12 protein-coding genes are annotated in these 12,965 nt (G+C 69.7%); 6 read left to right on the top strand and 6 right to left on the bottom strand.

Annotation, left to right across the window (positions count from 1 at the left end; genetic code table 11):
• Window positions 1-76: 76 nt before the first annotated feature.
• Both ACFYXM_RS05135 and ACFYXM_RS05130 read left to right on the top strand, forming a co-directional pair.
• A complete protein-coding gene (locus ACFYXM_RS05135; protein ID WP_073781878.1) occupies window positions 77-490 on the top strand; it encodes an anti-sigma regulatory factor in 414 nt (137 codons plus the stop codon).
• Window positions 491-513: 23 nt separating this feature from the next.
• Window positions 514-1,440 (top strand): RNA polymerase sigma factor SigF, encoded by a 927-nt coding sequence (locus ACFYXM_RS05130; RefSeq protein WP_389287180.1) that lies wholly within the window; start codon window positions 514-516, stop codon window positions 1,438-1,440.
• Window positions 1,441-1,566: 126 nt separating this feature from the next.
• Here ACFYXM_RS05130 and ACFYXM_RS05125 read toward each other — a convergent pair whose 3' ends face one another.
• Complete coding sequence (locus ACFYXM_RS05125; RefSeq protein WP_389286976.1) at window positions 1,567-1,947, bottom strand: hypothetical protein; 381 nt, start codon at window positions 1,945-1,947, stop codon at window positions 1,567-1,569.
• Between the two features lie 248 nt (window positions 1,948-2,195).
• Between ACFYXM_RS05125 and ACFYXM_RS05120 the strand changes: the two genes are divergently transcribed.
• Window positions 2,196-3,164 (top strand): diacylglycerol/lipid kinase family protein, encoded by a 969-nt coding sequence (locus tag ACFYXM_RS05120; protein WP_389286974.1) that lies wholly within the window; start codon window positions 2,196-2,198, stop codon window positions 3,162-3,164.
• Window positions 3,165-3,482: 318 nt separating this feature from the next.
• The gene (locus ACFYXM_RS05115) at window positions 3,483-3,740 is read left to right on the top strand and encodes a WhiB family transcriptional regulator (protein WP_003953983.1); all 258 of its coding nucleotides are present in this window, start codon (window positions 3,483-3,485) and stop codon (window positions 3,738-3,740) included.
• A 187-nt stretch (window positions 3,741-3,927) separates the two neighbouring features.
• Here ACFYXM_RS05115 and ACFYXM_RS05110 read toward each other — a convergent pair whose 3' ends face one another.
• The gene (locus tag ACFYXM_RS05110) at window positions 3,928-5,394 is read right to left on the bottom strand and encodes a PAS domain-containing sensor histidine kinase (RefSeq protein ID WP_362021402.1); all 1,467 of its coding nucleotides are present in this window, start codon (window positions 5,392-5,394) and stop codon (window positions 3,928-3,930) included.
• Window positions 5,395-6,190: 796 nt separating this feature from the next.
• Between ACFYXM_RS05110 and nagB the strand changes: the two genes are divergently transcribed.
• On the top strand, window positions 6,191-6,976 hold the full coding sequence (gene nagB, locus ACFYXM_RS05105; RefSeq protein ID WP_389286972.1) for a glucosamine-6-phosphate deaminase: 786 nt from the start codon (window positions 6,191-6,193) through the stop codon (window positions 6,974-6,976).
• Window positions 6,977-7,152: 176 nt separating this feature from the next.
• Here nagB and ACFYXM_RS05100 read toward each other — a convergent pair whose 3' ends face one another.
• The 4 genes from ACFYXM_RS05100 to ACFYXM_RS05085 form a co-directional block, all read right to left on the bottom strand.
• Window positions 7,153-8,688, bottom strand: coding sequence for a glycoside hydrolase family 3 protein (locus ACFYXM_RS05100; protein WP_389286970.1), 1,536 nt, complete (start codon window positions 8,686-8,688; stop codon window positions 7,153-7,155).
• A 9-nt stretch (window positions 8,689-8,697) separates the two neighbouring features.
• Window positions 8,698-9,528: a carbohydrate ABC transporter permease gene (locus tag ACFYXM_RS05095; RefSeq protein ID WP_389286968.1), complete on the bottom strand. Its 831-nt coding sequence runs from the start codon at window positions 9,526-9,528 to the stop codon at window positions 8,698-8,700.
• Window positions 9,525-10,517, bottom strand: coding sequence for a carbohydrate ABC transporter permease (locus ACFYXM_RS05090; protein WP_389286966.1), 993 nt, complete (start codon window positions 10,515-10,517; stop codon window positions 9,525-9,527). Before ACFYXM_RS05090 ends, ACFYXM_RS05095 begins: the two co-directional genes overlap by 4 nt.
• Before the next feature lie 99 nt (window positions 10,518-10,616).
• The gene (locus tag ACFYXM_RS05085; protein ID WP_389286964.1) at window positions 10,617-11,900 is read right to left on the bottom strand and encodes an extracellular solute-binding protein; all 1,284 of its coding nucleotides are present in this window, start codon (window positions 11,898-11,900) and stop codon (window positions 10,617-10,619) included.
• Window positions 11,901-12,182: 282 nt separating this feature from the next.
• Between ACFYXM_RS05085 and ACFYXM_RS05080 the strand changes: the two genes are divergently transcribed.
• On the top strand, window positions 12,183-12,947 hold the full coding sequence (locus tag ACFYXM_RS05080; RefSeq protein ID WP_389287177.1) for a GntR family transcriptional regulator: 765 nt from the start codon (window positions 12,183-12,185) through the stop codon (window positions 12,945-12,947).
• Window positions 12,948-12,965: the final 18 nt, after the last annotated feature.

Below are 12,965 nucleotides of genomic sequence, written 5' to 3'. Positions count from 1 at the left end.
ACCGAAGACGTACCACATGGCTCCGGGGTGCCCTTCCCGGATCCTCGGAAGAGTTTGTGCCACCTTGGAGGTGAGGGTGTCCCAGATCGCAGGCGAGCCCGGGAATCAGGACTTCGTAGAGGTCCGGCTGCCCGCTGCGGGTGCCTACCTGTCGGTGCTGCGTACGGCCACGGCCGGTCTCGCGGCGCGCTTGGACTTCACGCTCGACGAGATCGAGGATCTTCGCATCGCGGTCGACGAGGCCTGCGCGATCCTGCTCCAGCAGGCCGTGCCGGGCTCCGTCCTCAGCTGCGTCTTCCGGCTCATCGAGGATTCCCTGGAGGTGACGGTGTCCGCACCGACCACGGACGGGCGGGCACCGGAGCGCGACACCTTCGCCTGGACGGTGCTCTCCGCGCTGGCCGGGAAGGTCGACTCCTCGGTGGCCGACGACCGTACGGTCAGCATCAGCCTCTACAAACAGCGCGGCGCGGGACCCGGGCCGGCGTGAGCAACGGAGACGGGGACGGTCCGGTGCGGGACGAGACGATCCGACCAGGGGTGGTGCGTGCGGCGGCCATCCCGGAACAGCAGGCCCTGCCCCATCCGGAGGACGGGGCGGACGAGCCCGCGAGCCGTGCGTTCGCGGTGGAGCAGTCGCAGGCGGAGCGGGCAGGCCAGATGAGCGAGCACGGGCACCACGATCCACGGGACCGCAGCGGGGCGCGGGCGCTCTTCGTCGAACTGCGCGCCCTTCCCGACGGTTCGCCCGAGCGGGCGGAGCTGCGCAATCAGCTGGTGCGGATGCATCTGCCGCTCGTGGAGCACCTGGCCCGCCGGTTCCGTAACCGCGGCGAGCCGCTCGACGACCTGACGCAGGTCGCCACGATCGGTCTGATCAAGTCGGTGGACCGGTTCGATCCGGACCGCGGCGTCGAGTTCTCGACGTACGCGACCCCCACGGTCGTCGGCGAGATCAAGCGCCACTTCCGTGACAAGGGCTGGGCGGTCCGGGTGCCGCGCCGGCTCCAGGAGCTGCGGCTGTCGCTCACCACGGCGACCGCCGAACTCTCCCAGCTGCACGGCCGCTCGCCGACGGTGCACGAACTGGCCGAGCGCCTGGGCATCTCCGAGGAAGAGGTGCTGGAGGGGCTGGAATCGGCCAATGCGTACAGCACACTCTCGCTGGACGTGCCGGACACGGACGACGAGTCGCCCGCGGTCGCGGACACGCTCGGGTCCGAGGACGAGGCGCTGGAGGGCGTCGAGTACCGGGAGTCGCTCAAGCCGCTGCTGGAGGACCTCCCGCCGCGCGAGAAGCGGATCCTGCTGCTGCGTTTCTTCGGCAACATGACCCAGTCGCAGATCGCCCAGGAGGTCGGCATCTCCCAGATGCACGTCTCGCGGCTGCTCGCCCGCACCCTGGCCCAGCTGCGCGAACGCCTGCTCGTCGAGGAGTAGGGGCGGAGTCGGAGGCATACGGCCGGCGGGGACGTCCGGCCGTGCCGGGCGGACCGCCCCGGAGCCCGGGTGCCCCGCCGGCCCCGGCCCAGCGGGCCCCGCCCGGGCCCGGCTCCCGACAGGCTCTCAGGCGTCCGGCGTCGTGGTCCCGGGTCGGCGGATGCCGAGTTCCTCGATCGTCGTGGGCCTGAGCAGCTGGTAGAGCGAGGTCACGACCACCACGGCGAGCACGATCCCGGTCGGGATCAGCGCGCCGTGGGACCTCAGCAGTGTCCACGCCACCGGAAGCCCCATGATCTGCGTGATGAGCGCGGGGCCCCGGCTCCAGCTGCGCCGCAGCAGCAGACCGCGCGCCGCGATCAGCGGGATCAGGCCCAGCGCGATCAGGGTGAGGCCCCCCATCTCCGCCTGCTGCGAGCTCTCGGGGTGTCCGAGCATCCCCATCACCAGCATGTAGATCCCGCCGACGACGAGCGCCGTCCCCTCCAGGGCGGTGAGCACCGCCACGAGCGTGATCCTGCTCGGCTTCGCCGGTCCGGCCGACGGCGAGGGCGACGACGGCGACGAGTCGGGCGCGTTCTGCTGAGTACTCACCCCTGCAGGTTGGCATCCCGGCCCCCCGAAAGCGAAGCCGGGGTGGCGAGCACCACGGCTCGCGGGCACCTGCCCGTCCCACCGCGCGCGGTCCGTCACCGAGCGTGAGGTCATGGGACAGGACTTCAAGGCGATACCACCGGGTAGGTACTCTGGCCGTCATGCGCGCACTTCTCGTGGTCAATCCAGCTGCTACCACCACCAGTGCGCGGACCCGTGACGTACTCATCCACGCCCTGGCCAGCGAGATGAAGCTGGAGGCCGTGACCACGGAGTACCGGGGGCACGCCCGGGACCTCGGACGGGAGGCCGCGGACTCCGGGGAGATCGACCTCGTGGTGTCGCTGGGCGGCGACGGCACGGTCAACGAGATCGTCAACGGACTGCTCCACAACGGCCCCGACCTGGACGTCCTGCCCCGGCTCGCGGTGGTCCCCGGCGGCTCCACCAACGTCTTCGCGCGCGCGCTGGGCCTGCCGAACGACGCGGTCGAGGCGACCGGCGCGATCCTGGACGCGCTCGCCAACCGCACCGAACGCACCGTCGGCCTCGGACTGGCGGCCGGCACCCCGGGCACCGAGGACGAATCCGTCCCTGAACGCTGGTTCACTTTCTGCGCCGGGCTCGGATTCGACGCGAGCGTGATCGGCCGCGTCGAACAAAAGCGCGAACTCGGGAAACGATCGACACACGCGTTGTACGTGCGCCAGGTGGTCCGGCAATTCCTGGAAGAACCGCGCCGTCGGCATGGAACGATCAGACTGGAGGCTCCCGGCCTGGCACCGGTCGACGATCTCGCGCTGTCCATAATCTCGAACACCTCCCCCTGGACCTACCTGGGGAACCGCCCCATATACGCCTCCCCGACAGCCTCCTTCGACACCGGCCTGGACGTGCTCGGACTCAAGCGGCTCTCCACCTCGGCGGTCGCCCGCTACGCCACCCAGCTGCTCACGTCGAGCCCCGAGAAGGGCCCTCGCGGCAAGCACGCCGTCTCCCTTCACGACCTCACGGACTTCACCTTGCATTCAAAGGCGCCCCTCCCTTTCCAGATGGACGGCGACCATCTCGGAGTGCGCACGAGTGTGACGTTCACAGGCGTACGCCGTGCACTGCGTGTGATTGTGTGAGTGGAAGGGCCCAAAGTCCTTCAAGTCGAACGTTTGGGCTGGACTCCACCCCATAGAAGTACGGCTGTGACCTAGTCGACACCGAGGAATCAAAAAAAACTTTCCGGAAGGGGTTGTATCCGTCGCCGAGGTTTGCGAATCTCTACATGGCGATCGGGACGGCCCGCGACAACGGCCTCCACTGAGAGCCAGAACCCCTCCTCATTTCACAGGACCACAACCAGTTCATCTGGGCGTCGGCCCGTTACCTGCGGGGGGATTCGTGAAAGCGTTCACATTCACAAGCACTGTATGCAACACCAAGGAGAGGTAGCAGCCATGGACTGGCGTCACAACGCCGTTTGTCGTGAGGAAGACCCCGAGCTGTTCTTCCCCATCGGCAACACCGGTCCTGCGCTGCTGCAGATCGAGGAAGCCAAGGCCGTCTGCCGTCGCTGCCCCGTCATGGAGCAGTGCCTGCAGTGGGCGCTCGAGTCCGGCCAGGACTCCGGTGTCTGGGGTGGCCTCAGCGAGGACGAGCGCCGCGCGATGAAGCGCCGTGCCGCTCGCAACCGGGCGCGTAACGCCAGCGCCTGAGCCGACGCCACCGCTACGAGTCTCAGCCCGGCGGCGCGTACAGCGCGTACGCACAACCCCGCCCCCGAGTCGCAGCGCGCAGTACCCCCCACAGCGCATGCATGAACAGCGAGCCCGGACCGTCCAACACGGTCCGGGCTCGCTGCCGTATGTACCGCCGGAACCGGCGCCCCGCTGCCGAACGGGACTACTTGTGGGACCGCACCGGGATGTCGAGGACGACCTGGGTGCCGCGCCCGGGCGCCGGGATCATGGCGAAGGTCCCGCCCAGCTCCCCCTCCACCAGCGTCCGCACGATCTGCAGGCCCAGGTTGCCGGCGCTCTGCGGGTCGAAGCCCTCGGGCAGACCGCATCCGTCGTCCTGGACCGTGATCAGCAGCCGCTGTTCGACGGAGGTGCCGCCGCGCACCGCGGACACGTCCACCGTGCCGTGCTCGGCGAGCGTGAAGGCGTGCTCCAGCGCGTTCTGCAGGACCTCCGTCAGAACCATCGCCAGCGGCGTGGCCACCTCGGCGTCGAGGATGCCGAAGCGCCCCGTGCGGCGGCAGGTGACCTTGCCCGGAGAGATCTCCGCGACCATGGCGATGACCCGGTCGGCGATCTCGTCGAACTCCACGCGCTCGTCCAGATTCTGAGACAGCGTCTCATGGACGATGGCGATCGAACCGACGCGCCGCACCGCCTCATTGAGGGCCTCGCGCCCCCGGACCGAGTCCATCCGCCGGGCCTGGAGCCGCAACAGGGCCGCGACGGTCTGGAGGTTGTTCTTCACCCGGTGGTGGATCTCCCGGATGGTGGCGTCCTTGGTGATCAGCTCCCGCTCGCGGCGGCGCAGTTCGGTGACGTCCCTCAGGAGGACCAGCGAACCGATCCGGACACCCTTGGGCTTGAGCGGGATGGCCCGGAGCTGGATCACTCCGCCCGCGCCCTCGACCTCGAACTCACGGGGCGCGTAGCCACTGGCCAGTTTGACCAGCGCCTCGTCCACCGGCCCCCGGGACGGGGCGAGTTCGGCGGTGATCGAGCCCAGGTGCTGGCCGACCAGGTCGGAGGCGAGACCGAGGCGGTGGTACGCGGAGAGGCCGTTGGGGCTGGCGTACTGCACGACGCCGTCGGCGTCGAGCCGGAGCAGCCCGTCGCCGACGCGGGGCGAGGCGTCCATGTCGACCTGCTGGCCGGGGAACGGGAAGGTCCCGGCGGCGATCATCTGGGCCAGGTCGGAGGCCGACTGCAGATAGGTGAGCTCCAGCCGGGACGGCGTGCGCACGGTCAGCAGGTTGGTGTTGCGGGCGATCACGCCGAGGACCCGGCCCTCCCGGCGCACGGGGATCGACTCCACCCGCACCGGGACCTCCTCGCGCCATTCCGGGTCGCCCTCGCGCACGATCCGGCCCTCGTCCAGCGCCACGTCGAGCATCGGCCGACGACCGCGCGGCACCAGGTGGCCCACCATGTCGTTCTGGTAGGAGGTCGGTCCGGTGTTGGGCCGCATCTGGGCCACGGACACGTAGCGGGTGCCGTCGCGGGTGGGGACCCAGAGCACGAGGTCGGCGAAGGACAGGTCGGAGAGCAATTGCCACTCCGAGACCAGCAGATGCAGCCACTCCAGGTCGGTGTCACCGAGGGCTGTGTGCTGGCGGACGAGGTCGTTCATGGAGGGCACGTGTGCGAGCGTACCCGCGCACACGGCATGGTTCCGAACCGGACGACGCCGTCGTACGTGGAAGAAAACGGGCCTGCGGAATTGCCGTGCTCCGATGGATGGACAGGGGCGAATGGTCTAGTCCACAATGCTGGGGACAGAGCTTCCGCTCTCCCCGCACAGGAGGGCGGATCGAGGCATCCGCGCTCTCTGCCCTGACCGCGCGGGCGCCTCTCCCGGCCGACGGCACCGCACACCGCCGGCCGAGCGGGCCGTCCGGTGGGCGGTCACATTCCGGGCTGCGGTGCCGGACGGGCCGAGGGTCCCGTCCTGGCGCCGCGGCCCGCGGGTGTTTCCGGGCCGACGCGGCCCGCGTCTCCCCGGGGCCCGCGCGCTCCCCCGGGCCCGACGTGTCGGCGGGTCCGGGTGATCCGGGCCGACGCCGGCGGGACTCGGCGATCCGGGCCGGCGGCGCGGGCTGCTCGGCCAGCTCACGGGCCACGATCCGGCCCGGTTGCCCGCTCTCCCCGACCGAGGACGTGACTGCCACATCGAGCGCCTCCCGGCCCTCCCGGGGGTGTTCCGATACGGCCCCTGTCCGGGAAGCGTTCCCGCGCACAGGAGACGCCTCCCGAATCAGTCGGACACAGGGGCGCGCAGGCCCGCCGGGCCGGACGCGGCCGGGACGGGCACGGCCGCCCCCGTCCACGCCTCGTCCACGCCGTGTCCGCGTCGCCCGTTTCTGCTAGATTGGGAACTTGATTGGTCTATACCACCTGATACCACTCTTCAGATCGGCAGGCCCAGCGTGGAAGTTGTCATCGTCCCGGACGCCAAGGCAGGCGGCGAACTCATCGCGGAGGCCATCGGCGTCCTGCTGAGCCGCAAGCCCGACGCCCTTCTCGGCGTTGCCACCGGCTCTACCCCGCTGCCCATCTACCGCGCGCTGGCGGAGAAGGTCCGCTCCGGTGCCGTGGACGTCTCGCGCGCCCGCATCTGCCAGCTCGACGAGTACGTCGGACTGCCCGCGGGCCACCCGGAGTCCTACCGTTCCGTGGTGCTGCGCGAGGTCGTCGAACCGCTCGGCCTGTCCGAGGAGTCCTTCATGGGCCCCGACGGTTCCGCCGAGGACGTCCCGGCCGCCTGCGAGGCGTACGACAAGGCGCTCGCCGAGGCCGGCGGGGTCGATATCCAGCTCCTCGGCATCGGCACCGACGGCCACATCGGCTTCAACGAGCCGTGCTCCTCGCTCGCGTCCCGCACCCGGATCAAGACACTCACCGAGCAGACCCGGATCGACAACGCGCGCTTCTTCGACGACGACGTCTCCCAGGTGCCGCACCACGTGATCACCCAGGGCATCGGCACCATCCTGGAGGCCCGCCACCCGATCCTGCTCGCCACCGGCGAGGGCAAGGCGGACGCCGTGGCGCAGACGGTGGAGGGGCCGTTGGCCTCGATCGTGCCGGCCTCGGCGCTGCAGCTGCACCCGCACGCGACGGTGGTGGTCGACGAGGCCGCCGCCGCCAAGCTGAAGCTGGCGGACTACTTCCGTGCCACGTACGCGGCGAAGCCGTCCTGGCAGGGGCTGTAGACACACCGCCCGCGGCCCGGCACGCCAGGAGGCCCGGAGCACCCACCTCGGGTGCCCCGGGCCTCCTGGCATCCGGACCGGCACGGCCCGTGCGAACGGACAGCCCGTGCGGGCGGACGTCGTACGGGACCGGGGGCGTGGTCCGGCCCCCTCTCCCCCGCACCACGCTTCGGCTCTCAGTCCTCCGCGCCGCCCCGCGCGATGATCTCCGCGGCCGCCTGCCCGCAGACACGGGCGGCGCCGTGCGTGGCGATGTGCAGGGCTCCCCTGGCGGGTGCCTGCGGGACGCCCATCTCGACCACGACCGTGTCCGGGCGCCGCGCGAGCAGGGCGTCCAGGGCCTCGCCCATCCAGGCGTGGCGGTGGGCGTCGCGGACGACCACGACGATGCGCCGCTCCCCCGCTGCTCGCACCACGGCGGCCGCGGGCTCCTCGGTCTCACCGTCGTACGTGCCCGTCCGCGTGCCCGGCACCAGCCGGTCCAGCTCGGCGACCACGCCCCAGGGGGTCTCGTCGCCGACCGCGATGTTCGACGCGGAGGTGAACGAGGCGACGTAGGCGGGCGCGGTCAGCGGCTCGGCGGAGCCGGTCACGCGCACGGCGCGGCGGGCGGCGACCAGGCCGATGCCGGAACCGGCCGCGGTGCCGGGCACGGTCCCCTCCCGCGCTGCCGCGCCCGGCTCCGGACCGGCCCGCTTCGCCGCCCGCGTCCAGGACGCGAGGGCGCGGACCCGCGCGGCCGCGTCCGCGAGCCGCTCCTCGGGGAGTTCGCCGTTGCGCACCGCCGTGACCAGTGCGTCGCGCAGCCGCAGCACGGTGCCGTCGTCCTCCAGGCCGCCGCCGACGCACAGCGCGTCGGCGCCCGCGGCGATGGCGAGGACGGAGCCGCGCTCGATGCCGTAGGTCCCGGCGATGGCCCGCATCTCGACGGCGTCGGTGACGATCAGGCCGTCGTAGCCCAGTTCCTCGCGCAGCAGGCCGGTGAGGATCCGCGGGCTGACCGTCCCGGGGCGGTCCGCGTCGAGCGCGGGGAGGAGGATGTGCGCGCTCATCACGCACTTGGAGCCCGCCTCGATGGCGGCGCGGAAGGGCACCAGCTCCCGGGCGTGCAGGGTCTCCAGGTCGACGTCGATGCGGGGCATCGCGTGGTGCGAGTCGACGGCGGTGTCGCCGTGTCCGGGGAAGTGCTTGGTGCAGGCGGCGACTCCGGACGCCTGGAGGCCCTCGATGTACGCGGCGGTGTGCCGGGCGACGAGCTGTGTGTCGGCGCCGAAGGCGCGCACGCCGATGACCGGGTTGTCCGGGTTGGAGTTGATGTCGGCGGACGGGGCCCAGTTGAGGTCGACGCCGCACTCGGCGAGCCGGCGGCCCAGCTCCTGGGCGACCGCGCGGGTCAGGTCCACGTCGTCGACGTACCCGAGCGCGAGGTTGCCGGGGAAGGAGGAGCCGGTGCGGACCTCCAGCCGGGTGACGTCGCCGCCCTCCTCGTCGATCGCCACGAGGAGGTCCTCGCGCTCGGCCCTGAGCTGGGCGGTGAGCGCGGTGACCTGTTCGGGCGCCTGGACGTTGCGGCCGAACAGCGCGACGGAGGCGAGCCCTTCGCCGACCCGGCGCAGCACCCAGTCCGGGGCGGTGGTGCCGGTGAATCCGGGCTGGAGGACGGCGAGGGCGTCGCGGGTGAGGGTGTCCGTGGCAGAGGTCAGGGTGGTCATGAGGCAGCGTTATCCCTTCACGGCGCCGTCGGTGAGGCCGCTGACGGCCCTGCGCTGCAGGAAGACGAAGAGGATGAGGATCGGGATGGCGAAGATCGACGCCGCGGCCATGGTGGCGCCCCAGTCGTTGCCGAACTGGCTCTGGAACTGCGAGAGCCACAGCGGCAGCGTCTTGGCCTCGGGGTCCTTGTTGAGGATCAGGACCAGCGGGAACTCGTTCCACGCGGTGATGAAGCCGAAGAGCGAGGTGGCCATCAGGCCGGGCGCGAGGAGCGGCAGGATCACCTTGACGAACGCCTGCGGGCGGGTGCAGCCGTCGACCATGGCGGACTCCTCCAGTTCCTTGGGCACCGCGGCGACGTAGCCGCGCAGCGTGAGGAGCGTGAAGGGGAGCACCATCATCATGTAGAAGAGCGTCAGCGGGACCAGGCTGTTGAGCATGTCCGCGTCGCGCACCAGCATGTAGATCGCGATGACCATGACCTCCCAGGGCGCCATCTGGGCCACCATGAACGTCACGATCAGGCCCTTGCGTCCCCGGAACCGCATGCGCGCCACGGCGAACGAGGCGAAGAGCGCGAGGAACAGGGAGAAGATCACCGCGAGCAGGGTGACGGTCAGCGAGTTCCGGACCAGCGTCCAGAAGTGCTCCACACCGACGGCCTTCTCGAAGTGCTCGAAGGTGATCTCGGTGGGGAACCAGACCGGGGTCTCGGTGATGATGTCGCCGGTGGGCTTGAAGGCCGTGGTGAACATCCAGTAGACGGGGAAGACCAGCCCGGCGAACAGGATGACGGCGAGGGCGTTGGGCCAGATGCGGCCGAACAGCGAGCGCTTCACAGCTCGTCCTCCTCTTGCTTGAGAACGATGCGGAGGTAGTAGGAGGTCAGCCCCAGCATGATCAGGATGGTGAGCAGGGAGATCGCGGCACCCATGCCGTAGTGCTGGTTGCCGACACCCTCGACGAACGCGTAGATCGGCAGCGTCTCGGTGAGGCGGGTGGGTCCGCCCTGGTTGATGATGTAGATCTGCGGAAACGCCTTGAAGACCCAGATGACTTCGAGGAAGGTCGTGGCGTAGAGGAAGGGCCGCAGGAAGGGCATGGTCACGGACGTGAAGCTCTTCCAGGCGCCGGCGCCGTCGAGCGAGGCCGCCTCGTACAGTTCCTTGGGGATGGTCGTGGTCGCCGCGAAGAGGTTGATCGCGACGAACGGGATCGACTGCCAGACGATCATCAGGGTGACCACGAAGAACGTGGAGAACTGCGATCCGGTCCAGTTGAAGTCGGCCATCGAGTGCCGGCCGAGCTTGTCCAGGACGTAGTTGACGACCCCGAAGCGCGAGGCGAACAGCCACTGGTACACCGTCGAGGCGGCCACGATCGGCATGGCCCAGGCGAGGATGAGCCCGAGCATCAGGGCGAAGCGCATCTTCTTGCCGAGGCGGGCGAGGAGCAGGCCGATGAGGGTGCCGAGCACCATGATCAGCCCGACGTTGACGGCGGTGAAGACGATGGTGCGGAGGGTGACTCGCCAGAAGTCCTCACCGGTGAGGATCTCCTGGTAGTTCTTGAAGCCGTTCCACTCGGTGACATGCTGGATGAGCTGCCCCATGTTGAGGTTCTGGAACGACAGCAGGATGTTCTTCACCAGGGGATACCCGAGGAAGACCGCCGTCACCGCGAGCGCGGGAACCATCAGCAGGTACGGCGCGGCGCCCGCCCCCGCTCTCCGCTTTCTGTCCCCGCGCCGCCCGACGGGTGGTGTCCCGCCCTGACCGCGGACCGCGGCCGTCCTGGCCACGTCCGAGGGATCGGTTTGCACTGCCATGCTCGCCATCTCTTCCAGCAAAGCCCTACACGGAACGGCGCGTACGGCCGGGGCGGCGGGTGGTGACCCGCAGCCCCGGCGCGGGACGCGTTACTGCGATTACTGCTGCTGGCCGAGGCGCTTGTTGAACTCGCCCTCGACCTGCTTGGCGGCGTCGGCCGGCGACTTGCCCTGCAGGACCAGCGTCATGTAGGTCTTGATCGGGTTCGGCGGGTTCTCGACCGGCGCCCACTCCGGGATCAGCGGCGTGGTACCACCGGACTTGGAGGCGGCCGGACCGGCTGCCTCGGCCGCGGGCTGGCCCACGGTGTACTTCTGCATGGCGTCGTTCTTCGGAGACCAGCCGACCTCCTTGATGAGCGCGCCGTCGTTCTTCTCGGAGAGCGCGATCTTCAGGAACTCCTTGGCCAGCTCCTGCTTCTTGCTGCCCGCGGCCACGGCGAGGTTGGAGCCGCCGAGGAACACGCCCTCGGGCTTGTCCGCGGTCTCACCGGGGATGGTGAAGAAGCCGATGTCGTCCTTGATGGCGGGGTTGGCCTGGATGGCGGTGCCGGCCTCGTAGCCCATCGCGATGACGGCACCGGTCTTGCCCTTGGCGAAGACCTCGGCCTGCTGCGGGGTGGCCTCGTCCTTGTCCTTGGGCGCCTTGGAGTAGGACTGGTACTGCTTGTAGACGTCCATGGCCTCGGCGACCTTCGGGTCGGCCAGGTTGGAGACGTACTTGCCGCCTTCCTTCCTGACCGGCGAGACGTCCTTGCCGACGAGCAGGCCGTCGAAGAAGTACCAGTTCTGGCCGGGCAGGTAGACGGGCTCGGCGTCGCCCTTCTCCTTGATGGCGTCGAACGCCTTGAAGAGGTCGGCGCGGGTCTTCGGCGTCTCGGTGATGCCGGCTTCCTTGAAGACCTTCTTGTTGTACATGACGACGCGGTTGCCCACGTACCATGGCAGGGCGTACTGCTTGTCCTCGTAGACGGAGGGCGCGTTGACGCCGTCGGCCCAGGCGGAGCCGATCTCCTTCTTGAGGTCACCGAGCTCGGCGAGGCCACCGGTCTTGGCATAGGCCGGGGTCTGGGTGTTACCGATCTCCAGGACGTCCGGCGGGTTGGACTCGGAGAGGGCCGTCGTGACCCTCTGCTGAATACCGTTCCATTCCTGGACCTCGATCTTCAGCTTGGCCTTGGTCTTCTGCTCGAACTCCTCGGTGACGGCCTTCGTCCAACCGGGCGGGTTCGATCCGGACATGGTCCAGACGGTGAGCGTCTCGCCCTTGTAGCCGTCCGCACCGGCCTTCCTGCCGCCCTTGTCACCGTCGTCCGACCCGCACGCCGCGAGGCCGATCACCATGCCCGCGACGCCGATCGCCGCGATGAGCTTGCGCTTCACGCCAAACCCTCCTCAGGGACACCGCAACCCCGCCCACCACCGCGAAGACATTCGACGATTACTGCTGGGGCTGGACCTGGTCTTTAATGGTTTAGACCAGCACCGGGAGCTTGGCCTAGACCTTTACGGGTGTCAAGGGTGTATAAGAGGTGCACTCGCGTCCGTTACAGGACCGACATCCGAGAGAGGGCGACGAGCCGTGACCGGACCGTGCCACCATGTGAGCCGCGACAGACGGAGGAACCGGTGACGGCAGCAGCGCAGCAGTCGGGAAGGCGGGCCATGGGCGCCGACGGGGGCAGTGCGGAGAACGAGACGGGCGCGGCCACACGAACGGCGCGCGTCCCGAAGTACTACCGGCTGAAGCGGCATCTCCTCGACATGACGGACACCATGCCGCCGGGCACCTCTGTGCCGCCGGAGCGCACCCTGGCCACCGAGTTCGACACCTCGCGCACGACCGTGCGCCAGGCGCTCCAGGAACTGGTCGTCGAGGGCCGGCTGGAGCGCATCCAGGGCAAGGGCACCTTCGTGGCCAAGCCGAAGGTCTCCCAGGCCCTCCAACTCACCTCGTACACCGAGGACATGCGCGCCCAGGGACTGGAACCCACGTCCCAGCTACTGGACATCGGCTACGTCACGGCCGACGACACGCTCGCCGGGCTGCTCGACATCACGACCGGCGGCCGGGTGCTGCGGATCGAGCGGCTGCGGCTCGCCAGCGGGGAGCCGATGGCGATCGAGACCACCCACCTTTCGGCCAAACGCTTTCCGGCACTGCGCCGTTCGCTGGTGAAGTACACGTCGCTCTACACCGCGCTGTCCGAGGTGTACGACGTCAGGCTGGCCGAGGCCGAGGAGACGATCGAGACCTCGCTCGCCACCCCGCGCGAGGCGGGGCTGCTCGGCACGGACGTGGGTCTGCCGATGCTGATGCTGTGCCGGCACTCGCTGGACGGGAGGGGCGAGCCCGTGGAGTGGGTGCGGTCGGTCTACCGGGGCGACCGGTACAAGTTCGTGGCGCGCCTGAAGCGGCCGATGGACTGAACGGTCCCGAGCGCGAAC

The sequence above is a fragment of the Streptomyces sp. NPDC002476 genome, from assembly GCF_042889785.1.
Taxonomy (GTDB): domain Bacteria; phylum Actinomycetota; class Actinomycetes; order Streptomycetales; family Streptomycetaceae; genus Streptomyces.
The sequence above is the reverse complement of the archived record's forward strand: the minus strand, read 5'-3'. Positions and strand labels throughout refer to the sequence as shown.

What these genes read in the sequence shown, in the direction of transcription:
- ACFYXM_RS05120 (WP_389286974.1), top strand. Translation starts at nt 2,196, where the DNA reads ATGCGCGCACTTCTCGTGGTCAATCCAGCTGCTACCACCACCAGTGCG.
- ACFYXM_RS05115 (WP_003953983.1), top strand. Translation starts at nt 3,483, where the DNA reads ATGGACTGGCGTCACAACGCCGTTTGTCGTGAGGAAGACCCCGAGCTG.
- ACFYXM_RS05110 (WP_362021402.1), bottom strand. Translation starts at nt 5,394, where the DNA reads ATGAACGACCTCGTCCGCCAGCACACAGCCCTCGGTGACACCGACCTG.
- ACFYXM_RS05100 (WP_389286970.1), bottom strand. Translation starts at nt 8,688, where the DNA reads ATGACCACCCTGACCTCTGCCACGGACACCCTCACCCGCGACGCCCTC.
- ACFYXM_RS05090 (WP_389286966.1), bottom strand. Translation starts at nt 10,517, where the DNA reads ATGGCAGTGCAAACCGATCCCTCGGACGTGGCCAGGACGGCCGCGGTC.
- ACFYXM_RS05080 (WP_389287177.1), top strand. Translation starts at nt 12,183, where the DNA reads ATGGGCGCCGACGGGGGCAGTGCGGAGAACGAGACGGGCGCGGCCACA.